Origin of the sequence: Vibrio sp. 99-8-1 (assembly GCF_013114595.1) — a bacterium.
Lineage (GTDB): Bacteria > Pseudomonadota > Gammaproteobacteria > Enterobacterales > Vibrionaceae > Vibrio.
Genome location: NZ_VTXE01000007.1, coordinates 125,404 through 148,724 on the forward strand (window position 1 = coordinate 125,404; position 23,321 = coordinate 148,724).

The following is a 23,321-nucleotide window of genomic DNA, read 5'->3' on the forward strand; positions in this document are numbered from 1 at the left end:
GTTACTCTTTGTTTTGATGCTTAAACTGGTTTAATAACGTCAGCAGAAAAACTCGTATTTCGTTGTCTATTGGGGAGTTATCACTGTTTGCGTTAAGAATAAAGTCTTCAACTTGAAGGTAAAAGTCGGGTTCGGTAAGAGAGGGGATTGCTTGGGTCATAGTGACCTCCGAAAGTGATTATTAACTGAAATCACCAACCAAAGGGACTAATCAATGGGTGGTGAACTGAACAGGGTTAGTCCTACCGCACTTCCGAAACGGTCAGCCGAAGCTGCCCCGCTCAGCTCACCGTAGTTCATTTTATTGTCTAATAGTTAGACAAGTTCACAACGTTTAGGTGTGCTAGAGCCGCACATAAATTAAAGCCAGCAAATCGCTGGCACTTATGCACCGGAAGGTAAAACTCAGGGGACTAATCCTGACACTGGATTTTGCCAGTGCGGGGTAAGCATATGATTTATTGAGATACAGTGTCAAATCAATTAGTGATGGAGAGGGAATTTACTCGCTCAGCTCTCATAAAAAAACAGCCAACAGTTTTACTCTGTTGGCTGTTTTGCTAAAAGGGAATCAGTTAATCAACACTGAAGTAGTTTACTTCCTGTTTTAATCGGTTTGCTTGTTCACTCATTGTCAGAGCGGCATCGCGATTGCTGGTCATCGATTGTACCGACTCTTCAGATATAACCGAGATTTGCTCAATGGATGAGGCGACTTTTCGGACAAAACTGGCTTGTTCGTTTGTCGCTTGCACCACATCTTTCACTCGGCCCAATGTGTCTTTTGCTTCTCCTTCGATGTTCACCAAAAGGGTACTCGCTAGGGTGGTCTTTTCTTTACCTTGTTCAATAAGTGGCTGGGTGTTCGCCATGGCTTGCACACTTTCGGTTGTCTGTTGCTGGATCTCGCTAATCATGGTTTCGATCTGTGTAGTCGATTCGGTGGCACGACTTGCCAACTGCCTGACTTCATCCGCAACCACGGCAAAACCTCGACCAGACTCCCCAGCACGCGCAGCTTCGATTGCAGCATTAAGGGCTAGCAGGTTAGTCTGCTCTGCAATGCCGCTAATGACACTCACAATACCGCCAATATCGTTGGTTCTCTGTTCTAATTGTTGCACTTGTTCAACAGTCTGGTTGACGGTAACGGCAATGTTTTCCATCTCCTGAGCAACAGAGAAGACCAGCTCTCGGCCTTTCTTCGAGTTATCTGACGTCATAACAGAGTTATTTTCTGTTTGGCTAGCTAGCTCGGAAATTTGGTCAATGCTTTGGCGCATATCTTCCAGCTCACCTACGGTATCTTGTGTCAGTTTTGCTTGCTGTTGGGTCAGTTCCAGTACTCGGGTTGAGCCTTGTGATACTTGATTGGCTTGCTCCGTTAGGTTGTGAGACACAGAAATAATATTGCCAACGGTATGAGTCATTTTTTTCGACATCTCGGAGAGCGAATCCATAATGCTGTTTGGAATGGACTTGCTGAACTCATTTTTTAACTGACCTTCAGATAAGCGTTTAATTGCACTTTGCGCGTCATAAGGTTCTCCGCCAAGAGAGGTATGAAAACTTCTTTCTATGGCGATGGCGATGATTGCGGAAATAACTAAGGCAATAGCGCTCAATGCTAGCATGAGATTCTGAAAGCCACCGGCAACGCTTCGGGTTTGAGGTGTTAGTGTTTGATTCAGGTTTTCCTGATAGTCGATAAATTGGTTAATGGTATCAAGCCACGCAATAAAGGCAGGCCTTGCTTGATCAAGAATGATATTGGTGTCTGAGATGCCATTGGCTTTGTCTGCCAATATCTTCTGGATAATAGGTTCAGTACGATTCTTAATATCGTTGATTTCTTTAAGAATACGGTGTTCTTCAGTAGAGAACATCACGTTACTGGAAAGCATTTTCTGGAAGTTGTTTTCTGCTTCGCGATAAAATTCTGCCAACGTTTTTATTTCCTCTTCAAGAGCTCGTATCTCTTGCGGTGTTCTGGCAAGTACCACGTCTCGTAGCGCAATTGCCCGATCATGAACACTGCCTCGGAAGTTAATCGCATAGCGTTGTTTCACCGAGTTAATATCGGTAATAACCGACAGATCTTTGTCGATAATATTCACTTTTTGAATACCTAATATCGTCAGGGTGAGCATTAGGCCGACCAGAATACCAAACCCCAATAGTAATCGGGTTCGGACTTTAAGCTTTGATAACATGCTTGTTTTTACTCCTAAATGATGGGTCTTTACTGGTTATATCCAGTGAAATTAGTGTAGTTATTTAAATTTTTTGGGCTTATCAAAGTAATACCCTTGTGCATAATCGATATCTAATGACTGAGCGATAGAGAGCTGAGCTTGAGTCTCTATTCCTTCCGCTAGTACTTTTCCACCATATTGATGAACAGCGTTAACGACCGCTTTTATATCGCTTTTAATGCTTTGATTTGACGGTAACTGGCTGACAATTTTGATGCATAGCTTTACCACTTCCGGTTTCACGACCTCGATTAACTCAAAATCGAAGAAACCACATCCGACATCATCAAGCCAAAACTCATAACCGAGCTGCCGCAGTTGATCCATTTTTTTGTTAATGGGCAGCCAATCTTCTACTTTTAGGTGTTCAGTCAGTTCTATTTTGGTTCGTCTGGCATGCGGGTGAGCAATCAATAGCTTCTCAACTCGTTTATCAAACAGTAGGTGAGGAGCAATGTTTACCGTGTAATCACACTCTGGCGGAACAGCAGCGATATTGAGCAGATGAGTTTCTAAACTGAGTACTTCCAAAAGGTCGGTTAACTTATGCTGCTTTGCTGCCTGAAACAGTTGATCGGCGCGGTGTATATCAGAGTCGATCGGGCCACGAACTAACATTTCATAACCATAAATATGCTGTTTTTTTATATTACGAATGGATTGAGAGAAAGAGATTAAAGCTTTTGAGTTTAATACTCGCTTTAAGTCACTTGCTCCGTCCGGTGATGTTTTATCTGCACTTTGACTGCTCCACAAAGTTTGTCTCTGTTTATCAACTGCCTTTAATTCAACATGATCAGAATGCATAACTTGCCCTATTTATAGTTAGATCTATAGCCAACATTACACAAGACCCGAAGCGAGCGTTTTTTCTTTCACAGCCGTTTTAAGAGTAATAGGTAACTAACAAAAAGTAGGTATTGATAGTGTCTTTAGTGGAGTGGCTAAGTTTCAGCAAAAAAAGGGGCATAGCTTGACGTTATGTGTATGACAGAGCTGGGTTGATAAAATGCGAAACTCTATCGGCCAACTAAACGAGTTAATCCTGCTTGGCCACCAAGCTTTGGCAGAAACTCCTCGAAAAACGTCATTGAATAGGTTGTTGTAAGCAATGGCTCTAGGTGAATTCTAGATATTTGATATACAGTGAGAAGCTATTTTGTATATCCGCTCCAGATATTTATAAAATTTGTGATTGGTTATAGTTGGCGTCTTTTATACGAAGGTTAAAGCTTTTTCAAATAAAAGACGCACAAATTTACTATTTAATATCTTCCAGTTTTATGCCTAGTGCAGCCGCTACTCCTTCGCCGTAGGCAGGATCAGCGCTATAGCAATTAGTTATGTGACGATGCTGAATGTCTAATGATGCACCACCCACACTGCGAGCAGTATTCTCGAACAATGTTTGTTTTTGTTCAGTGGTCATCAAATTAAATAGTTTTCTTGGTTGAGTGAAGTAATCACTGTCATCTTCGCGGAAATCCCAGTTACAGGCATCTCCTTCAAGCTGAAGTGCTGGCTCGCTTGCATCAGGTTGCTCCTGCCATAAGCCTAGACTGTTTGGTTCATATGCTTTAGTACTGCCATAATTTCCATCAACACGCATTGCACCATCTCTATGGAATGCACTCACAGGGCAGCGAGCTTGGTTCACCGGAATATGTGCGTGATTAACACCTAGTCGATATCGCTGTGTATCACCATATGAAAACAACCGTCCTTGAAGCATTTTATCTGGAGAGAAGCCTATCCCCGGGACGATGTTTGCTGGGTTAAACGCTGCTTGTTCAACTTCTGCAAAGTAGTTTTCTGGATTTTTGTTTAGCTCTAATATGCCAACATCAATCAGAGGATAATCCTCATGTGGCCAAACCTTACTGAGATCGAATGGATGAAAGCGATAATCTTTAGCTTCATTTTCAGACATGATTTGAACTTTCAAATCCCAACGAGGGAAATCACCATTTTCTATTGCCTCATACAGATCTTGTTGATGACTTTCTCGGTTTTTACCTATCAGTTCTTCCGCTTCTTGGTCGGTTAAGTTTTTAATTCCTTGTTGTGTCTTTAGGTGAAATTTAACCCAAAATCGTTCGTTGTTGGAGTTTATAAAGCTGAAAGTATGACTACCAAATCCATGCATATGGCGATAACTACTTGGGATACCACGTTCACTCATCAGAATAGTAATTTGGTGAAGTGCTTCAGGCAACAATGTCCAAAAATCCCAATTTGCATTCGGGCAACGCATATTAGTGCGAGGATCACGTTTCACTGCGTGATTGAGATCTGGGAATTTTAGCGGGTCACGTAGAAAGAAGACCGGTGTATTATTTCCAACGAGATCCCAGTTACCTTCTTCAGTATAAAACTTGATCGCAAAGCCGCGAATATCACGTTCAGCATCGGCTGCGCCACGTTCGCCTGCAACAGTAGAGAAACGTACAAAGAGATCTGTTTTCTTACCAACATCAGAAAAAATATTCGCTTTTGTGTATTTCGATATATCGTGTGTGACGGTGAAAGTACCATATGCACCGGAGCCTTTTGCGTGCATACGCCTTTCTGGAATAACTTCCCTATCGAAATGAGCAAGCTTTTCAAGAAACCATGCGTCTTGAAGAAGCATTGGCCCACGGGGACCCGCGGTTTGAACATTCTGGTTGTGAGCGACAGGACAACCATTGGACGTTGTTAAATTAGTTTTCTTCACCATATTCCATTCCTTTTTGAGGTTACTTTTCTATCCTGTTTAAGATGCGCATAACCTATGAATACATAGGTTATGCGCGTTATCAATATATCCTAGAAAAGCTTAGATCAAGTTGAATGGAGATCGTCCAAATGGCGCAGCTTGTACCAATTAACGTTGATAATATTGATTTAGGTCAGTAATTTGAGTTAAGTATTAGAGGGAAAGGGTTATGGGGGCGATGGGCATTGTTGGTCTTCACCAGAGTGCTATTCAGATTTGTTCTCCTAGACACGATTTAAAGACGAATTATTTTGCCGGTTATTTAGTTGATAAATGCCCGCTAAACAAGCGCTTTGAGGCAATTTGGCTATATCACTAGTAAGGTAACGATTGCGTGAAAATTTTGTTATAAAATACTGGACAGAAGAGAACGTATGATTAATATGTGACAGTTAAGCCTTAGTGAAAAAGGCTTACTTATCACTTCGTATAATCCCGATAATACGGTTCGGGAGTTTCTACCAAGAGCCTTAAACTTCTTGATTATGAAGTCTGTAACTTTATTTTTACCACTTAATAAAGGTAGAGACTCATGAACTATTTTGACCTTCCTAAAATTGATCTACATTGCCATTTAGATGGTAGCGTTCGCCCTGAAACTATTCGTGATCTAGCAATGGAACAAAACCTTCAGTTGCCAACTAATGATATTAGTGAGATTCGCGATCTTATGGTTGCACCAGAAACCTGTTTGAATCTTGATGAGTACCTAATGCGTTTTAATTTGCCATTATCGGTAATGCAAAAAGCAGAAGCTATTGAGAGAATCTCTTTTGAGTTATTCGAGGATGCGGCCAACGAGAACGTTAAGTATTTAGAAGTCCGTTTTGCTCCGTTACTGCATATGAGCGAAGGACTCACTTTAGATCAGATCATTTCGAGCGCAGTTAATGGAATGAAGAGAGCGGAGAAGCAGTATGATATTCGCGGAAACTACATTCTTTCTATATTGCGAACGGCAGCTAAAGATCAAATTAATGAGTTGATTGATGCTGGCGCCCACTACCTAGAGGACGGCGTTGTCGCCATCGACCTTGCAGGCAGTGAAGTCGCGGATTTTTGCCACGAATTTGTTCCTTATATTCAGTATGCAAAGAGCAAGAACTATCATGTAACCATACATGCAGGAGAGCAGGGTGTCGGTAAGAACGTATTCGATGCGATTCGCTTATTGTCCGCTGAACGTATTGGTCATGGTATTCATATCACTGGGCATGATGGAGCATACTCATTAGTGAAAAATGAGCATGTCGCACTAGAGACTTGCCCAAGTAGTAATGTACAGACTAAAGCGGTAGCGAGTTTGTCCGAACATCCAATGAAATCATTTTTAGTGAATGGAATTCCCGTCACTATTAATACTGATAACCGTACGGTATCTAACACCACCATGACAGATGAAGTCAGAAAGGTTATGGAAGAGTTTGAGTTAACCGAGCAGCAGTATTATCAGATCTATGAATACAGTGTTGAGGGTGCATTTGCCAGTAAAGAGACGAAGCAGTACCTACGAGGCTTTTTACCTGCATAAGTATCGCTCGATTCGAGTCGTGCTATAGCTATACGAAAAAAGGCAAGAGCGAGAGCTCTTGCCTTTATTATTTGGTCGGACATACAGGATTTGAACCTGTGACCCCATCTCCCCCAGAGATGTGCGCTACCAAGCTGCGCTAATGTCCGAAAACCATAATTGAGTGCAATACACTCTTTTATAGCGTTACAAGTCTAAATGAAATCAATACGTTAATCCAGATTAATCAATTTCTCTGCTATAAAAACGTTTTAACTCCGAGAGCCCTTGCATCAAAATAGACAGTTTTGTTTTCGACTTTTTCTGGCGCTTATAGTCATTGTCATACACCTTGTAGTTACCATACTTATCAACAACGGTCGTTGTATCATCGGTGATGAGTGCAATGTCTTTATTGCCACCCGCAATGACCCAGCGTCTCTTACCTGGATCAAACAGGTTTTTACCACTGCTAAACTCCATAGGGTTAGAGGAAACCCCCATTAACTCTTGCAGTAGTGTTACTGAAATATCGAAATGACTCGACTTATAAGTTATCTCTTGTGCCTTTTTCTCTGGCCAATGAATAACAAGAGGCACCCCTAGTTGATAACGGCTGTAGTTTGACGCCGAGCCCCAACTGTTGGTTTTGGTTTCATTAAACTCAGTACCGTGGTTGGAGGTGATAATCACAACCGTACTGTCTAATAGATTGTTTAGCTTTAGCTGCTCGATAATGGTATTAATTTTTATATCGACTTTGCTAACCGCTTGCGAGTAGGCTAGGTGTAGCCTCTCTTCAGTTGAGCCTTCGCTCTGCTTCGCTTGGTAGTCTTCAAAGTTCTCTACCGTGGAGAGTTCTATGTAACTATACCAAGGTGAATTTGGTTGCGAGGCTAACCAAGCATTCCAGTCATTGATTGCATGCTCGTCTTTGTATTCCGCGCTGTTGTTATTGGTTAATTCAATACCTAGATTTTCCAAAACCACCGGATTGTAGTCACTGGCAATAAAGTTGCTGCCGCTAATTAAACTAAACTGATAGCCGTTGTTTTTAAGCGTATCGAGCATTAGTGGTGACGTGCCTTGCGCTTCTATGCTACTTCTGTAGCTATTTGGAATACCATAAAAAAGCCCAAATAAGCTGCTGCCACTATTCCCGGAACTGTAGTGGTTAGAGAAGTTAATATTATCTTTCGCAAATGATTGGGTGTGTGGCATTTTCTCTGCGGTTAAGGCATCTGCGCGCAGGTTATCCACCACAATCATTAATACATTGAGTTTGTTAGCTGGGTTGTCGAACGTTAAGGGCTCGATTGGATAACTGACTAAGTTAACGAATCTTTTATCGTTTTCAGCCTGTTTCTTTATGTATTCTTCACGGTCAAATAAGCCATGTTTTTGCATAAAGGATTTAGCTGTCATTGGGTATGACAGTGGGAAATTGGCTTTTTGAACGGTTACCGGATTATAGAGAACAACATCAGCCCACATGTAAATCAGGTGGCTGAAGATGAAACTGATAAAGAAGACCGAGGTTATTGTACGTCCAATGCGCTTGTTAGAAAGTTTGCGCTGTTTATGCCAGATCCATTCGGATAGTGCTAGTTGCAATAAGAAAATAACGGGCAATACGATAAACAGCTGTTGAAGCTCTGTGGCGATATTGCTCTGGTCATTTTCTAATAGTAGCTCCCAAACCACGGGGTTTAAGTGCAAGCTGACCTGTTGGTAGGCTTGCGTATCAAGTAGCAATAACGTTAACCCGACGGTGGCAAAACATACCGAGACAAACCGGAATAGTTTTTTAGAGGGGATAACGAAGGTGAGCGGAAATAGAATAAGTAGATAAAGTGCAAACACCAAAAAGCTGAAGTGACCCAACCAAGATAGCACTAAGTAGGCTTGTCCCAACAGTGTCTCTGGCCAAGGTGATTGCGCAATATATCGCGTCCCTATTAACATTGCCGCGACAATGTTAAAGAAAGAGAACCAGTGTCCCCAACTTACTAATCGAGAAACGCGTTCACCGTATGTATTTCCGCTATCAACCATTTATATTCGTTCTTGTTCTTTAGTTAGTGAGTCTTGCCGGCTTCTAATGAAGACAGTAGTGCTTGTGCAAATTTCTCTGCAATGGCTTTTCTTTGAGCGCCCGGAACATTGTCATTTAGAACGTTGGTCGCGATGTTGCCTGCGATCATAAGTGTCAGTTCTGAATTTGCCCCATGTTTTTCTAGCACGGCGGCTATTTCTGTCAGGATAAGTTCAATTTGGTCATCGCTGTATTTTGATGTAATTGGCATAGTGACTCTAATTAATGATAGTGAAAGCGGCTTATGATAACCTACTCTCCCTCACAACTGAAATCTGAACAACAATTTATTCGCTATGAGTATGAATCTTTCAAACGTAATCTTGCATCAGTTAACAAAAAACGATCAAGACGAGCTTATTGTAAACTTTCGTTCCGAGTCTTTAGAAAACGATGTTTTCTCACAAGATCTTGTTTCGGAACTGCACCGTGTCTTTAACGCAAAAGCGGGTAAAGGCTTTGGCTCATTTAAATCTGACAGTAATTTTAACCACTGGTTGCAAGAAGTTCGCCAAGGTAAGCTAAATTTTTACGATTTTTCGCAAAACTGTGCTTCAAGACTCAAAGATGAACTGGTTAAATACCCATTTTCCGACGAAGGAATATTGGTTTTAGCTGAATATCAGTCGCTTGCGACCGATTACTTGTTTATTGCACTGCTGCCTTCTAACCAAAGTTTAAAAGTCACAGAAGGGCTCAATATTGGTGCAACTGATTATCTTGATATCAGTAAAATGGATATTGCGGCAAGAATTGACCTGTCTACATTAGAAACAGATGCAGAATCTAACCGCTACCTTTCGTACATTAAAGGACGGGTAGGGCGTAAAGTTGCAGATTTCTTCCTAGACTTTTTGCAAGCGGAAATCGGCTTAGATTCCAAGCAGCAAAATCTGGTATTGATGCAAGCGGTGGATGATTTTTGTGCCGACGCTCAGCTAGATAAAGAAGAGACCAGCAGTTATAAAAAACAGGTTTTTGATTACTGCTCTGAACAGATAAAAGCAAATGAAGAAGTTGAAGTAAGAGAGCTATCAGGTGAATTACCTGCCAGTGACGACGGAACAAGTTTTCTTGATTATACAGAACAGCGCGGTTATGAACTTGAAGAGAGTTTTCCCGCAGACAGAACCGCGGTAAGAAAACTGACAAAATATGTGGGCGCAGGCGGTGGTCTTAGCATTAATTTTGACAGCATGCTTTTGGGTGAACGTATATTTTACGATCCAGAGACGGATACCCTGACCATTAAGGGGACGCCTCCTAACTTGAAAGATCAGTTAGTGCGAAACCGATAAGAGAGTTATCGACCTAGGGCAGCGAATTCGCTGCCCTTTTTATATCAAAATATAGGGTTAGTGATTTTTTTATTGTTAAGGGGTAAAAAAAGCTTGTTTTCTTCTGCATAAATCATTAAAGATGGAAGGGTTAAATTTTAATTCACAGGGAGCGTTACAAATGATGAGAGTAGGTTTAGTTGGCTGGCGAGGTATGGTTGGTTCTGTACTTATGCAACGAATGGTTGAAGAGCGAGATTTTGACTATATTGAACCTGTTTTTTACAGCACATCTCAAGTGGGTATTCCTGCCCCTCAGCTTGGTAAAGATGCCGGTATGTTGCAAGATGCTTATGATATCGACAGTTTAAAACAGCTAGATGCCATTATTACCTGCCAAGGTGGTAGCTACACTGAAAAAGTGTACCCAGCATTAAAACAAGCGGGTTGGAAAGGCTACTGGATTGATGCGGCTTCTACACTGCGCATGAAAGATGATGCAATCATAACGTTAGATCCTGTTAACCTTAGCCAAATTCAGCAAGGTATTGCTGGTGGAACCACCACATTTGTGGGAGGAAACTGCACCGTAAGCTTGATGCTGATGGGGTTAGGCGGCCTTTATGAAAAAGGGTTAATCGAGTGGATGAGCGCAATGACTTATCAGGCAGCTTCTGGTGCTGGTGCAAAAAATATGCGCGAGCTCATCTCTCAAATGGGTGTGATTAATGACTCAGTGAGCTCCGAGCTGGCTGATCCTTCTAGTTCAATACTTGATATTGACAGAAAAGTGGCGGATACCCTTCGTTCATCTTCTTTCCCGACCGATCAATTTGGTGTGCCGCTAGCAGGTTCACTTATCCCTTGGATCGACGTGAAGCGTGAGAATGGTCAAAGCAAAGAAGAGTGGAAAGCCACCGTTGAAACAAACAAGATTCTTGGTTTACAAGACACTCCAGTACCTATTGATGGCACATGTGTACGGATTGGTGCAATGCGTTGTCACTCGCAAGCACTGACGATTAAGCTGAAGCAAGATGTACCAATGGATGAAATTGAAGACATCATCGCTTCGCATAATGAGTGGGTAAAAGTCATTCCAAATGACAGAGATATCACAGCTCAACAGCTTAGCCCAGCAGTGGTTACCGGTACGTTGTCTGTGCCGGTTGGTCGTCTACGTAAAATGACCATGGGTAATGACTTCTTGAATGCGTTCACCGTAGGTGACCAGTTATTGTGGGGCGCGGCAGAGCCACTTCGCAGAACTCTACGAATTATCCTTCAAGAGAAGTAATCAATTAAGCAAATCAAAATGTAGAAGAGCAACGAATTCGTTGCTCTTTTTTTGTCTGCTGTTTTAGGTCAGAAAACTAACTAAGTTGTGCCACGCTACAAAACAGTGCGCTATTCATCCTCTACAGAAACCACACGGCTATCTGGATCGGCTAATTGGCTGCCACAATGTTTACAGTGAAGTGCGTCAGACTCATGACCGTTTTTCATGCAGTTTGGGCATTTAACTAAGTTTTTATGAGCTTTCATTTCCTGACTAAGTTCGGCGGTGATAATGCCGGTGGGGACTGCCAAAATAGAGTAACCAAACAGCATGGTGATAGATGCAATCGCTTTTCCTAGTGCGGTTTGTGGAACCAGATCGCCGTAACCCACTGTTGTAATGGTCACTATTGCCCAGTAGACACTTTGTGGAATGCTGGTAAAGCCATTCTCTGGCCCTTCTACTACAAAAATCAGTGCGCCAAAAATGGTAACCAAAATGGCCACTGCACTGAAAAAAATAAACACTTTTCGTCGTGACATCAGGATTGAACGCAACAAGATATTGGAATCTTGTAAGTATCTTACAAGTTTTAGTATGCGAAAAATCCGTAAGACACGTAGCAGTCTTATCACTCCCATATAGCTGGCAGTAGGGAAGAATAGTGTCAGATAAGTTGGCAATATTGAGAGCAAATCGACCACGCCATAAAAGCTTTTGGCATAGGCTTTTGGTTTCGGTGAGCACCACATCCGTACTAAATATTCCAGTGTGAAAAGTAGGGTAAAACTGTACTCAAGATAGCGCAGTAACGGCTTCCATTGTTGAGAAATATTAGGTAGAGAATCGAGCAAAAGTACAATTAAAGAAGCAACGATAGCGGTGATTAGAAGTAGGTCAAATGCTTTGCCGGCTGGGGTGTGCGTGCCAAAAATAACCACATAAGTTTTGTGTTTTAAGGTGTCTTTATTCATCTTTATTTCGTCGCGTTTTTTATTTCGTCGTTATCATAACCTTATCAGCAACGGGATGTTAGTGTGAGACGAGGTAACCTCGGTGGATATCAATAGAAAAGTGGCTATATTCATTATTAATGTTTCAAGTTGTTACTAAGAGCACACTTTCGCTAAAAAATCGTAAACTCATTGGTGAAGTTGCTAACAAAAGATATACTCCTTGTAGCACGTAAAATCATTTTCCGTTGTAGCTTTTTTATTCAAAGTGAAATTTTTTTACATAAATAGTATCTCGGCAAGAAATTAAACTACTGATATCACTAAAAAGAGTTTAATTGAGATAACTATATAAGTTGTTATTAAACAGTTGGTTATGCTTAATTTTAACGATTGCTTACCCCGTTAGGGGTAAATAAATTTTCAGAACTGATCTGGGTCAATATTTTTCGTGGTGTGAAATATTATACTCAGTCCTGAAAGCAATTTACTAAGTATGTAGCCTTCTTACAAAATGTGACGTAACTGTGAAAATGTCGGCAAAGTAAGAAAACAATAGCCTTACTAAAGAGTTTTTAAATTTTTAAATTATTGGAGATCAATTATGCCTGTAACTAATTTGGCTGAACTGGACGCTCTTGTTGCTCGTGTTAAAGCGGCACAAGAAGAGTTTGCAACTTTCTCTCAAGAGCAAGTTGACAAAATTTTCCGTGCAGCATCATTAGCAGCAAACCAAGCTCGTATTCCTCTTGCTCAACAAGCAGTAGCGGAATCTGGCATGGGTATTGTTGAAGACAAGGTTATCAAAAACCACTTTGCGTCTGAGTTTATTTACAACAAATACAAAGATGAAAAAACATGTGGCATCCTAGATGAAGACGAAAGCCTAGGTACAATGACTATCGCTGAACCTGTAGGTATCATCTGTGGTATTGTTCCAACAACTAACCCAACATCTACAGCTATCTTTAAGTCTCTTATCTCTCTTAAGACTCGTAACGGTATTATCTTCTCGCCACACCCACGTGCTAAAAATTCAACAAACGATGCGGCTAAACTGGTTTTAGATGCAGCGGTTGAAGCTGGTGCGCCAAAAGACATCATTGGTTGGATTGACCAACCATCTGTTGAGCTTTCTAACGCATTAATGAAACACGATGGCATTGCTCTTATCCTTGCAACTGGTGGTCCAGGCATGGTTAAAGCCGCTTACTCTTCTGGTAAGCCTGCAATCGGTGTTGGTGCTGGTAACGTTCCTGTTGTTATTGATGACACAGCAGACGTTAAACGTGCCGTTGCTTCTGTTCTTATGTCTAAAACGTTTGATAACGGTGTTGTGTGTGCTTCTGAGCAGGCAGTTATCGTTATGGATGAAGTGTATGACGAAGTGAAAGAGCGTTTTGCTTCTCACAAAGGTTATGTTCTTTCTAAAGCTGAAGCAGATAAAGTACGTAAAGTACTGCTTATCGATGGCGCACTAAACGCGAAAATCGTAGGTCAGCCAGCAACAGCTATCGCTGAAATGGCAGGTGTTAAAGTTCCTGCTGATACTAAGATCCTTGTTGGTGAAGGTCTTGGTGAAGTTTCTTACGACGATGAGTTCGCTCACGAGAAACTGTCTCCGACTCTTGGTATGTTCCGTGCGTCTTCTTTTGAAAATGCCGTTGACCAAGCTGTTACTATGGTTGAAATCGGTGGTATCGGTCACACATCTGGCCTATACACAAACCAAGACGTAAACGCTGATCGCATTCGTTACTTTGGTGACAAGCTGAAAACAGCTCGTATTTTGGTGAACATCCCTACTACTCACGGTGGTATCGGTGACCTTTACAACTTCAACGTAGCGCCTTCTCTAACGCTTGGTTGTGGTTCTTGGGGTGGTAACTCTATCTCTGAAAACGTAGGTCCTAAACACTTAATCAACAAGAAGACTGTTGCTAAGCGAGCTGAAAATATGTTGTGGCATAAACTACCTAAATCAATCTATTTCCGTCGTGGTAGCCTTCCAATCGCGCTTGGTGATTTAGAAGGTAAGAAACGCGCATTCCTAGTAACTGACCGTTTCCTATTTAACAACGGTTATGCTGACGAAATCGTAAGCTTACTTAAAGCTCAAGGAATGGAAGTTCAAACATTCTTTGATGTAGAAGCGGATCCAACACTGTCTGTTGTTGAGAAAGGTGCTGCACAAATGGCTAGCTTCCAACCAGACGTTATTCTAGCGTTGGGTGGTGGTTCTCCAATGGATGCTGCTAAGATCATGTGGGTTATGTACGAGCACCCAGAAACAGCATTTGAAGAACTAGCAATGCGCTTTATGGATATCCGTAAACGTATCTACAAGTTCCCTAAAATGGGTCAAAAAGCTGAGCTAGTATGTGTGACTACTACATCTGGTACTGGTTCTGAAGTAACGCCATTCGCGGTTGTAACTGACGACAAAACAGGTGCTAAGTACCCACTAGCAGATTACGAGTTGACGCCAAACATGGCTATCGTTGATGCTAACCTAGTAATGAACATGCCTAAGTCTCTAACTGCATTTGGTGGTTACGATGCGGTAACTCACGCATTAGAAGCTTATGTTTCTGTTCTTGCCAATGAGTACTCAGACGGCCAAGCTCTACAAGCTCTTAAGATGCTTAAAGAGTACCTACCTTCAAGCTATGCGAATGGTGCAAACGACCCAATCGCTCGTGAGAAAGTACACAACGCAGCGACAATTGCTGGTGTTGCATTTGCTAACGCATTCCTAGGTGTATGTCACTCAATGGCTCACAAAGTGGGTGCAGAGTTCCACATTCCACACGGCCTAGCAAACGCACTACTTATCGCAGACGTTGTTCGTTACAACGCGAACGATAACCCAACTAAGCAGACTGCATTCTCTCAATACGACCGTCCACAAGCACGTCGTCGTTATGCTGAAGTTGCTGATCACCTAGGCCTAAGCCAAGCTGGTGACCGTACTGCTCAGAAGATTGAACGTCTTCTATCTTGGTTGGATGAATTGAAGCAAGATCTAGACATCCCTGCATCTATCCAAGCAGCTGGTGTTGCTGAGTCTGATTTCCTTGCGAAACTAGATGATCTATCTGTTGAAGCGTTCGATGACCAATGTACTGGTGCGAACCCTCGTTACCCTCTAATCTCTGAGCTGAAAGCTGTTCTTTCTGCGGCATACTACGGTAAGCCATACGTAGAAGGTGAGACATTTGAAGGTACAACAGTAATTAAGAAAAAAGCTGACCAAAAGCCAGCGAAAAAGAAGTAAGAGTTCGTTAAAGAGAGGTTTTCGCTAGCACGTTTACCTTTATAAAGTTCTTATTTTTATAAACAACAAAGCCCTGTAGAGATACAGGGCTTTTTTTGGTTAATTGTTTTCTGTTCGCTTCTCTGCCTTAGTGGGTAAATAAAGCCAGTATCATGCTGCCATAACACGACCATTAAAATATTCGTTAGAGACGATGTACTCTGTACTGCGAATTAACTCATCTTGCAACTGTGCCCAGTGTTCAATATTGGCCTCTTCTTTACTGCTGATTGAGATTGATGGGATCACTCCGCCAACGCGTATGTTGAAAGGGTCCAACTCTTTAGCCCAACTCTTAGTGAAGCCAGATATCATCGATGAGGTGTTTTCAATACCCGCTTTGTTTTGATCATGATCGTAGGTAACAACATTAATAATGACGCCGTTTGTTTGCTTACTGCGCATATGTTCGGCACCCGCTTGTCCAATACTGAAAAACGGTGTTGCAAGGGTACTGATGGTGTTAGACAACTCTTGTTGGTTAGTGTGACTAATCAAAGATGGGAATGGCTGACTAGGCCAGTAATTCACTATGACATCGATACTGATACCAAGATCAGATTCTACTTTTCTAAACAAGCTATTGACGCTTTCAAATGAACTGTCTGCTAAAGGGTAGAGGATAAGATTATCGGGATTATCTTTGCAGCGGTTAATGGTTTGTTCAAGGGCAAATTTATCAGAGTCTGTGACGATCACCGTGGCACCTTGCGCAGAAAAATGGTGTGCCAGAGTACTTCCTAATACTGTGCCTGCTGAGGTAATTAAGATAACCGATGTCCCGATGTCCATTTCAGATGCCTTATATCATGATGAAGTTGTGTTCCTTTCTATGTGATAGTGGTAAAAATAAATACCGTACGGTGTGAAAACCATCATGAAAAAACGAATTGGCACCAATAAGATGGTTAACCTTTGCTGTAACTCACAATTGTTGTAGATCAGTGGCTTGCTGTTGCAGCCAAGCTGAGGGGAGGCGATGAGCTTAAAGTTTATGCAGTGACGTTGTGGATTTGATTTTTTCGGTTGGCAACCACCAGATCTTGATACAAATGGACAGGTTTTAATGTCTCGGTGGTTTGATTGATAAGCTGTCGTTTTGCATGGAATGAGAGGTTGCGATAGGTCTCTTCACCTAAGCCATGTGTGTTTTCTGCAATGTAGGCTAATGCGTCTGGGCGCAGGTCTGCTTGAAGCTGCGCACTTTGTATGCCGCCAGCATGGAAATGCTTGGCAATTTCTGCCGATGATGAGTAACTGGATTGATCGGATGCGAGAGGACGGGCTTGTGGAACATCAAGCTGAGATCGGAGGTCGGACTCTTCTGACGGAGCAGTATCAAATTGCTCTATCGGCGTTGTTTCTCTTACATCTTCTGAAAACATAGCCAATAACAACGAAAAATCAGCACGACGGCTCTGTTCAACAGCGGTATTAATGTCGTTACCAAAATGTAACTCATTAATGGCTGTTGATGTTGGCAGCTCTGTCGGGACGGATTGTTGAAGTTGCATGTAAGCTCCTGTATTGATGCTTATGTATCGGCACTAATGACAGGAGCTTTAATGTTTAAATGGTTTTTTTATGAGGTTGTTTTTTTAAACTGACTAAGTATGAATAACGCAGCGGCACTGACAACAACCGATGGCCCAGTTGGTGTATCAAACTGCCAAGAGAGCGCGATACCAGCAACGACCGCTATGCAACCAAATAGTGAGGCTAGAGCGGCCATTTGCTCAGGTGTGGTGGCAAATTTACGCGCACTGGCGGCGGGAATGATCAATAGTGACGTGATGATCAGTGCCCCGACAAACTTCATTCCGACCGCAATAACCGTCCCCACAAGAAGCATAAGTATGAGACGCATAAGAGAGATATTTATACCTTCAACTGCGGCAAGTTCTTCACTCACCGATGATGACAGTAGCGGTTGCCAGAACAGGTAGAGAATCAAACCTATGGCAAACACCCCCAAATAAATAAAGTAGATATCGTGAATAGAGACTGAGAGAAGGTCGCCAAATAGGTAGCTCATTAAATCGATACGGACATCGTCAAGAAAGCTAACCGCCACTAAACCAAGGGAAAGAGAGCTGTGAGCCAATATGCCCAGTAATGTATCGGTGCCGACTGATTGCTGTTTTTGCAGCGCAACTAAGATGACCGCAATGGCGAGACAGCACAGCACAAGGGCGAGATAGATATTAATATCCAGCAAAAAGCCAAGGGCTAAACCGAGTAGCGAAGCATGGGCGAGTGTATCGCCAAAGTAGGCCATTCGGCGCCAAACTACAAAAGATCCAAGTGGCCCGGCAATTAATGCGATTCCTAATCCAGCAAGCAGTGCTGGCAGTAATAACTCAATCATGATGATGGTCACCTTGGTGTGAAGAACAATCGCAATCATCGTTATCCGATGGATAACCAGAGAGATCGTGATGACCTGTATGTTGATGATGATAAAAAGCCAGCGAGTTGTTGTGCTGATGACCAAAAAGTTCGATATATGAGGGATGCTTAGCTATGGCATCGGGTTTTCCAGAGCAGCAAATATGGTGGTTAAGACAGACAACATTATCTGTTTTAGCCATCACCAAATGCAGATCATGAGAAATCATTAACACGGCACATTGAAAACGGTGCCTAATGGTATCAACTAAGTTATAGAGCTCTATCTGCCCTTGAACATCTACCCCTTGAGCGGGTTCATCTAATACCAGTAAATCAGGTCTCAACAATAGCGCTCTGGCTAATAACACTCGCTGGTTTTCTCCACCTGAGAGTCTGTGCATATCATTTTTAACCAGATGCTCTGCACCAACCAAACGTAGCGCATCGACTCTTTCTTGGCGGCTATATTTACCGGCAAGTTGTAAAAAGCGATCAACATTAAGGGGGAGAGTATCATTGAGTTTGAGTTTCTGCGGCACATAACCAATCGAGAGTGAACTCTTCTTGCTGACGGTTCCTGATGTAGGTTTTACTAAACCAATCAGTACTTTAATTAAGGTCGATTTCCCTGCACCATTTGGCCCTATAATTGTGGTGATTTCGCCACGGTTAATCTTCAGATTAACGGCGTTGAGTACATTTCTATCAACAAAGCGTACAGTAATGTCAGACATATTGACTAACTGCGGCATAAATAAATCTCATTTACAAAGTGAATTGTTATAGTATAACATTTCACTTCTGATGGAAACTGCATTTCCTTGTCATGCATATTTCTAGGTCGAGTATAAATACTGGAGTAATAAATGAAACATATAGTATGTGGTCTACTTGCTATGCTGCTTGTGTCGCCTATGGCGTCGGCAATGAATATTGTTGCAAGTATTAAACCGCTACAACTGATAGCTTTAGAAATAACGGAAGGGGTAACAACACCTGAACTGTTAATTAGTTCGACGGCTTCTCCCCATGATTACGCATTAAAACCCTCAGATGTTAAAAAAGTCATGCAAGCTGATTTAGTCATTTGGTTTGGGGCAGAGTTGGAGTCTTTTTTGCCTAAAGTTATGGCGAAACAGAATAATTCGTTGGCTCTTTCTGATGCAGATAACATTACGTTTCATTACTACTCAGATCAGGGAGAAGGGCATTCAAGCCATGGACATGATTCGCATGACGGGCATGATCATGGAGACGAAGGGCGTGACCCGCATATTTGGTTAGGGCCAAAGCAAGCGAAGCAGTCTGCGAAGGTTATTGCCGAGAAATTAGTTCAACTTGACCCAGATAACGCAGCACTGTATCAAGCAAATCTATCCTCATTTATCGCGAGCGTTGATAATAAAGTTCTGGATATCGAACATCGAGTTTCACCATATCAGTCGGTTGGATTTTTTGTTTTTCATGATGGTTATGGTTACTTTGAAAAGCAGTTTGGACTTAATAAAGTGGGTTACTTTACCCTGTCTCCAGAAAGAAAGCCGGGAGCAAAAACGCTTATTCAAATTCAGAGTGAACTAAAATCTGGCCATGCCAGTTGTGTCTTTACCGAGCCTCAGTTCAAACCCTCTATTGTTAAATCCGTCACCAGAGAAACAGATGTGGCTGTTGGTGAACTGGATCCGTTGGCGACTGATATTGATGCTGTATCCGGGGGATATGTCCTTTTTCTAGACACTCTTAGTCAACAATACATCGATTGCCTATCTGCCAAGAGCCCTTAGTTTAAAGCTGTTATAGCCAAATATGACGTTTACCAGCATAGATTCTGTTAACTCGCTAGAAAAGAGCTAAATGAAAACGATTTATAATACGGAATTTGATTCAAAACAAACCTGAATAGAGTTGAACTTGATATCATTCCTGTAATAATAATGGTTATCATTTACAGAATTAATATTAAGTAGAGGCGAGTGATGAAGCTGACGGATCTTAAAGACGGTGAAAGCGCAAAGGTGACTGCGTTTTCTGGGCTCTCTTCCGATTTAAAGAAAAAACTAATGATAATGGGTCTACTGCCTCAAACCCAGATTCGTGTAATTAGGCGTGCGCCGATGGGAGATCCGCTTCAAGTAGAAGTGAGAGGGGTCTCTTTAGCCTTACGTAAAAATATAGCGCTAGAAATTGAAGTTGAGGTTTAGTCATGCAGACGCAATATAATATTTTAACTGTTGGTAATCCAAACAGTGGTAAAACAACACTATTTAATGCGTTAACAGGGGCTAAACAGCAAGTTGGTAACTGGGTTGGTGTTACTGTTGAAAAGAAAACCGGTCGTTTTTATCACTCTGGAGACAAATTTAGTCTCACTGATCTGCCCGGCATTTATGCGCTAGATAGTGGCAATGATGCCAATAGCATCGATGAGTCTATCGCTTCTCGAGCTGTACTTACGCACCCCGCAGACTTAATCATTAACGTTGTCGACGCAAGTTGCTTAGAGCGTAGTCTTTATATGACACTGCAGCTCAGAGAGCTTGGCCGTCCGATGATTGTTGTATTGAACAAAATGGATGCGTTGAAGCGTGAGCGTCAGGTTATTGATGTTAAAGGACTGGAAGACGCTTTAGGTTGTCCAGTACTTAGCCTTTCGGCTAACGACTCTCAACAGGTAGCAAGATTTAAAGCTCGTCTACATAAAACCGTGGTTCAGGGTGTTCCTATGTCGAGCCACTCGCTTGACTATGGAACCGAGTTAGAGAGTGCAATTGCTGCGCTGAGTGGACTATGGAATGATGAAGCGGTATCTAGCCGTGCTCTAGCGATACGCGCTTTAGAGAACGATGCTTTAGTTATTAATGGCTTAGCAGAAGAGGGCAGAAACCAAGTAACTTCAACCATTGCTTCTCTGACCATAGATATTGATCTGCAAATCGCGGATACCAAATACTCCTATTTGCATGAACAGCTAAAACAGCTAAGAAAAACCGAAGGTAAACTCAGTCGCAGCTTTACCGAAAAAGCGGACCAAGTAATACTAAACAAGTGGGTGGGTATTCCTTTCTTCTTTGTTGTTATGTATTTGATGTTTATGTTCTCGATTAACATCGGTAGTGCATTTATCGACTTCTTTGATATCAGCGTAGGTGCTTTGCTGGTGGATGGAGGGCACTATTTACTGGATGACCATTTACCGGTCTGGCTAGCGACATTACTAGCCGATGGTGTTGGTGGTGGTATTCAAACGGTCGCCACTTTTATTCCGGTTATTGCGTGTCTTTATCTTTTCTTGGCGGTACTGGAAAGTTCTGGTTATATGGCAAGAGCCGCTTTTGTGCTTGATAAAGTAATGCAAAAAATTGGCCTGCCGGGCAAAGCATTTGTCCCACTAGTTCTTGGCTTTGGCTGTAATGTTCCTTCTATTATGGCGACTCGTACTCTTGATCAAGAACGAGAAAGAAAGCTAGCGGCTTCAATGGCTCCATTTATGTCCTGTGGTGCCCGCTTACCTGTGTATGCCCTTTTTGCTGCAGCATTTTTCCCAAATAGCGGACAGAATATCGTGTTCTTGCTTTATTTATTGGGGATTTTAGCCGCCGTACTAACGGGTTTAGTGTTAAAGAAAACGCTTTATCCGGGTTCTAGTGATGCGTTAATAATGGAAATGCCCGATTATGAAATTCCAACCATTCAGAATGTGCTGATCAAAACCTGGCAAAAACTGAAACGCTTTGTATTGGGTGCAGGTAAAACCATTGTTGTGGTCGTTACAATATTAAGCTTCTTCAACTCATTAGGTACAGACGGCACCTTTGGCAATGAAGATAGCGATAAATCGGTACTGTCGAGAGCAGCACAAGTTGTTACACCTATATTTGAACCTATCGGGGTTGAGCAAGAGAACTGGCCTGCGACGGTAGGTATTATTACCGGTATTTTTGCTAAAGAAGCGGTTGTCGGGACATTAAATAGCCTCTATTCCAACCCAGAGTCAGAAGAAGTAGAGTTTGACTTGGCTGCAAGCCTTGAAGAGGCCGTGGCAAGTATTTCAGATAATCTTGTTGGGCTTAGCTACAGTGACCCGTTAGGCATTGAAGTTGGTGACCTAACAGATGCATCGGCCGTTGCCGAAGAGCAGGGTGTTGACCAGAGCATATTCGGTAACCTTAAATCTCAATTTGTCTCTGCTCATGCTGCATTTGCTTATCTGATTTTCATCTTACTTTATACTCCTTGCGTTGCTGCAATGGGGGCATATGTAAAAGAGTTTGGTCGACCGTTTGCCGCCTTCATTGGCATATGGACTATGGGACTAGCGTATACCGGAGCGGCTTTCTATCATAATGTGATGCACTTTGCCGAGACTCCAACAGTGAGTGGCATTTGGATAGTCGCTATTATCGCAACTTGGATCGGAACTTATATTATGTTGAAGAGAAAAGGTGAAAAGGCGATGAAAATCGAGGTGGCGATAGCGTGATACTCTCTGAACTGAAAGCGTATATATTTGAACACGGTTGCGTGACCCAGTCGAACCTAGCTCAGCACTTTGCTCTATCAGAAGATGGTGTTGATGCCATGCTAGAGATGTGGATTAAAAAAGGTCAGCTATCGCGACTGGTTGATCTAGATAAACATAATCAGGTGAAAAGAGTCCGCTATCGGCCTGTTAAACATGACGATATACAGCTAACAACGTATTCATAGTTTACCTATCTAATTAAGCTAAAAAGCGCTTTCGATTGAAAGCGCTTTTTTTAATGGTGGCTCATTTCAGTCAGTTAGTATCTGAATTATCAGGTTGGTTACTGTGATTAGCCTGCCGCTGTAAACAGCCGTTGTTTACTCAGTTCTGCGATAATTTTATCTGCCAACTGTTGTTGAACGGCTGACTCTCTGTATTTTCCCGCAGCTTGTCCCCAAATCGGTCCCGGCCATGCTAGGTCTGATATAAATCTCGCGACATGGTGGATATGAAGTTGAGGGACAACATTACCTAGAGCGCCGAGGTTCAGTTTATCAGGCATAAACAGTGTCTCTAACATAGTGCTAATATGTTGGCTCTCAATTAGAAGTTGTTGTTGCTTCTCCATCGGAAGGTGATGAATTTCTCGAAGGTTCTCTATTTTCGGTACCAATATTACCCAAGGCACACTGTCATCTCGGCTGAGCAGTACAGTACACAAGGTAAAATCTCCCAGATGGGTGGTGTCGTTTTTGAGTTGTGGATGAAGAGTAAAGTTCACCGGCTTTGTCCCTAGCGTTGGAAATTGGATCTATTTTAGTCAATTAAGCCATCAAGTAAACGCACTCGTGCCACAAAGGTCGTTTTTATTGATTAAAGAAAGTGTTGCAGTGAATATACTCAAGTGACCTCAAGGTACTTGTTCAGCGAGAATTTATTGGCTGCTGATCAAGGCACTGATTTGAAGGCATAGTCATTCTACGGCAAGAATCAGTAACACAGAGCTGGAGCCAATAAAACTC

Annotated in this window: 20 protein-coding genes, 1 tRNA gene and 1 riboswitch; of the genes, 8 read left to right on the forward strand and 13 right to left on the reverse strand. The window is 42.2% G+C overall.

All coding sequences use genetic code 11. The features are described from left to right. Position 1 precedes the first annotated feature (1 nt). The 4 genes from F0227_RS05465 to F0227_RS05480 form a co-directional block, all read right to left on the reverse strand. Positions 2-160 (reverse strand): hypothetical protein, encoded by a 159-nt coding sequence (locus F0227_RS05465; protein WP_171752171.1) that lies wholly within the window; start codon positions 158-160, stop codon positions 2-4. Positions 161-575: 415 nt separating this feature from the next. Next, a complete protein-coding gene (locus F0227_RS05470) occupies positions 576-2,213 on the reverse strand; it encodes a methyl-accepting chemotaxis protein (RefSeq protein ID WP_171752172.1) in 1,638 nt (545 codons plus the stop codon). A gap of 60 nt (positions 2,214-2,273) precedes the next feature. Continuing rightward, the gene (locus F0227_RS05475) at positions 2,274-3,062 is read right to left on the reverse strand and encodes an EAL domain-containing protein (RefSeq protein WP_171752173.1); all 789 of its coding nucleotides are present in this window, start codon (positions 3,060-3,062) and stop codon (positions 2,274-2,276) included. A gap of 454 nt (positions 3,063-3,516) precedes the next feature. Then, a complete protein-coding gene (locus F0227_RS05480) occupies positions 3,517-4,974 on the reverse strand; it encodes a catalase (RefSeq protein WP_171752174.1) in 1,458 nt (485 codons plus the stop codon). 444 nt (positions 4,975-5,418) lie between these two features. Continuing rightward, positions 5,419-5,519: riboswitch (purine riboswitch) on the forward strand. A gap of 26 nt (positions 5,520-5,545) precedes the next feature. Here F0227_RS05480 and add point away from each other — a divergent pair. Next, entirely contained in the window at positions 5,546-6,544 is a 999-nt protein-coding gene (gene add / locus F0227_RS05485; RefSeq protein WP_171752175.1) for an adenosine deaminase, read from the forward strand. A 72-nt stretch (positions 6,545-6,616) separates the two neighbouring features. On the opposite strand, the gene F0227_RS05490 is transcribed toward add, so the two are convergent. The 3 genes from F0227_RS05490 to F0227_RS05500 form a co-directional block, all read right to left on the reverse strand. Then, a tRNA-Pro gene (locus F0227_RS05490) sits at positions 6,617-6,693 on the reverse strand. 73 nt (positions 6,694-6,766) lie between these two features. Beyond that, entirely contained in the window at positions 6,767-8,578 is a 1,812-nt protein-coding gene (locus F0227_RS05495; RefSeq protein WP_171752176.1) for a DUF3413 domain-containing protein, read from the reverse strand. 23 nt (positions 8,579-8,601) lie between these two features. Next, entirely contained in the window at positions 8,602-8,829 is a 228-nt protein-coding gene (locus tag F0227_RS05500; RefSeq protein WP_171752177.1) for a YejL family protein, read from the reverse strand. An 85-nt stretch (positions 8,830-8,914) separates the two neighbouring features. Here F0227_RS05500 and yejK point away from each other — a divergent pair, with 85 nt between their 5' ends. Continuing rightward, positions 8,915-9,916 (forward strand): nucleoid-associated protein YejK, encoded by a 1,002-nt coding sequence (gene yejK, locus F0227_RS05505; protein WP_171752178.1) that lies wholly within the window; start codon positions 8,915-8,917, stop codon positions 9,914-9,916. Between the two features lie 163 nt (positions 9,917-10,079). Further along, positions 10,080-11,192 (forward strand): aspartate-semialdehyde dehydrogenase, encoded by a 1,113-nt coding sequence (gene asd / locus F0227_RS05510; protein ID WP_171752195.1) that lies wholly within the window; start codon positions 10,080-10,082, stop codon positions 11,190-11,192. 110 nt (positions 11,193-11,302) lie between these two features. Here asd and F0227_RS05515 read toward each other — a convergent pair whose 3' ends face one another. Then, positions 11,303-12,148 carry an ion transporter gene (locus tag F0227_RS05515; protein ID WP_171752179.1) on the reverse strand — a complete coding sequence of 282 codons (846 nt, stop codon included), beginning with the start codon at positions 12,146-12,148 and terminating at the stop codon, positions 11,303-11,305. 583 nt (positions 12,149-12,731) lie between these two features. Here F0227_RS05515 and adhE point away from each other — a divergent pair. Continuing rightward, on the forward strand, positions 12,732-15,404 hold the full coding sequence (adhE, locus tag F0227_RS05520; RefSeq protein ID WP_171752180.1) for a bifunctional acetaldehyde-CoA/alcohol dehydrogenase: 2,673 nt from the start codon (positions 12,732-12,734) through the stop codon (positions 15,402-15,404). A 150-nt stretch (positions 15,405-15,554) separates the two neighbouring features. Here the strand turns inward: adhE and F0227_RS05525 are convergent, their stop codons facing one another. From F0227_RS05525 to znuC, 4 genes are all read right to left on the reverse strand, one after another. Then, entirely contained in the window at positions 15,555-16,235 is a 681-nt protein-coding gene (locus F0227_RS05525; protein ID WP_171752181.1) for an SDR family oxidoreductase, read from the reverse strand. Positions 16,236-16,435: 200 nt separating this feature from the next. Next, positions 16,436-16,957, reverse strand: a complete 522-nt coding sequence (locus F0227_RS05530) for a VC2046/SO_2500 family protein (protein ID WP_171752182.1) — start codon at positions 16,955-16,957, stop codon at positions 16,436-16,438. Positions 16,958-17,025: 68 nt separating this feature from the next. Then, a complete protein-coding gene (gene znuB, locus F0227_RS05535; RefSeq protein ID WP_171752183.1) occupies positions 17,026-17,811 on the reverse strand; it encodes a zinc ABC transporter permease subunit ZnuB in 786 nt (261 codons plus the stop codon). Continuing rightward, complete coding sequence (gene znuC / locus F0227_RS05540) at positions 17,804-18,586, reverse strand: zinc ABC transporter ATP-binding protein ZnuC (RefSeq protein WP_171752184.1); 783 nt, start codon at positions 18,584-18,586, stop codon at positions 17,804-17,806. Before znuC ends, znuB begins: the two co-directional genes overlap by 8 nt. Before the next feature lie 114 nt (positions 18,587-18,700). On the opposite strand from znuC, the gene znuA reads away from it, so the two are divergent. The 4 genes from znuA (at position 18,701) to F0227_RS05560 (ending at position 22,541) form a co-directional block, all read left to right on the forward strand. Next, positions 18,701-19,618 carry a zinc ABC transporter substrate-binding protein ZnuA gene (gene znuA, locus F0227_RS05545; RefSeq protein WP_171752185.1) on the forward strand — a complete coding sequence of 306 codons (918 nt, stop codon included), beginning with the start codon at positions 18,701-18,703 and terminating at the stop codon, positions 19,616-19,618. A gap of 192 nt (positions 19,619-19,810) precedes the next feature. Continuing rightward, positions 19,811-20,035 carry a FeoA family protein gene (locus tag F0227_RS05550; protein ID WP_171752196.1) on the forward strand — a complete coding sequence of 75 codons (225 nt, stop codon included), beginning with the start codon at positions 19,811-19,813 and terminating at the stop codon, positions 20,033-20,035. A gap of 2 nt (positions 20,036-20,037) precedes the next feature. Continuing rightward, the gene (gene feoB, locus F0227_RS05555) at positions 20,038-22,314 is read left to right on the forward strand and encodes a Fe(2+) transporter permease subunit FeoB (protein WP_171752186.1); all 2,277 of its coding nucleotides are present in this window, start codon (positions 20,038-20,040) and stop codon (positions 22,312-22,314) included. Next, entirely contained in the window at positions 22,311-22,541 is a 231-nt protein-coding gene (locus F0227_RS05560; protein WP_171752187.1) for a FeoC-like transcriptional regulator, read from the forward strand. Before feoB ends, F0227_RS05560 begins: the two co-directional genes overlap by 4 nt. A gap of 107 nt (positions 22,542-22,648) precedes the next feature. Here F0227_RS05560 and F0227_RS05565 read toward each other — a convergent pair whose 3' ends face one another. Then, the gene (locus F0227_RS05565) at positions 22,649-23,080 is read right to left on the reverse strand and encodes an HIT domain-containing protein (RefSeq protein WP_171752188.1); all 432 of its coding nucleotides are present in this window, start codon (positions 23,078-23,080) and stop codon (positions 22,649-22,651) included. Positions 23,081-23,321 lie beyond the last annotated feature (241 nt).

Bases quoted from the DNA above. Each gene is read 5' to 3' on its own strand.
- F0227_RS05465 (WP_171752171.1), bottom strand. From the start codon at position 160: ATGACCCAAGCAATCCCCTCTCTTACCGAACCCGACTTTTACCTTCAA.
- F0227_RS05470 (WP_171752172.1), bottom strand. From the start codon at position 2,213: ATGTTATCAAAGCTTAAAGTCCGAACCCGATTACTATTGGGGTTTGGT.
- F0227_RS05475 (WP_171752173.1), bottom strand. From the start codon at position 3,062: ATGCATTCTGATCATGTTGAATTAAAGGCAGTTGATAAACAGAGACAA.
- F0227_RS05480 (WP_171752174.1), bottom strand. From the start codon at position 4,974: ATGGTGAAGAAAACTAATTTAACAACGTCCAATGGTTGTCCTGTCGCT.
- add (WP_171752175.1), top strand. From the start codon at position 5,546: ATGAACTATTTTGACCTTCCTAAAATTGATCTACATTGCCATTTAGAT.
- F0227_RS05495 (WP_171752176.1), bottom strand. From the start codon at position 8,578: ATGGTTGATAGCGGAAATACATACGGTGAACGCGTTTCTCGATTAGTA.
- F0227_RS05500 (WP_171752177.1), bottom strand. From the start codon at position 8,829: ATGCCAATTACATCAAAATACAGCGATGACCAAATTGAACTTATCCTG.
- yejK (WP_171752178.1), top strand. From the start codon at position 8,915: ATGAGTATGAATCTTTCAAACGTAATCTTGCATCAGTTAACAAAAAAC.
- asd (WP_171752195.1), top strand. From the start codon at position 10,080: ATGAGAGTAGGTTTAGTTGGCTGGCGAGGTATGGTTGGTTCTGTACTT.
- F0227_RS05515 (WP_171752179.1), bottom strand. From the start codon at position 12,148: ATGAATAAAGACACCTTAAAACACAAAACTTATGTGGTTATTTTTGGC.
- adhE (WP_171752180.1), top strand. From the start codon at position 12,732: ATGCCTGTAACTAATTTGGCTGAACTGGACGCTCTTGTTGCTCGTGTT.
- F0227_RS05525 (WP_171752181.1), bottom strand. From the start codon at position 16,235: ATGGACATCGGGACATCGGTTATCTTAATTACCTCAGCAGGCACAGTA.
- F0227_RS05530 (WP_171752182.1), bottom strand. From the start codon at position 16,957: ATGCAACTTCAACAATCCGTCCCGACAGAGCTGCCAACATCAACAGCC.
- znuB (WP_171752183.1), bottom strand. From the start codon at position 17,811: ATGATTGAGTTATTACTGCCAGCACTGCTTGCTGGATTAGGAATCGCA.
- znuC (WP_171752184.1), bottom strand. From the start codon at position 18,586: ATGCCGCAGTTAGTCAATATGTCTGACATTACTGTACGCTTTGTTGAT.
- znuA (WP_171752185.1), top strand. From the start codon at position 18,701: ATGAAACATATAGTATGTGGTCTACTTGCTATGCTGCTTGTGTCGCCT.
- F0227_RS05550 (WP_171752196.1), top strand. From the start codon at position 19,811: ATGAAGCTGACGGATCTTAAAGACGGTGAAAGCGCAAAGGTGACTGCG.
- feoB (WP_171752186.1), top strand. From the start codon at position 20,038: ATGCAGACGCAATATAATATTTTAACTGTTGGTAATCCAAACAGTGGT.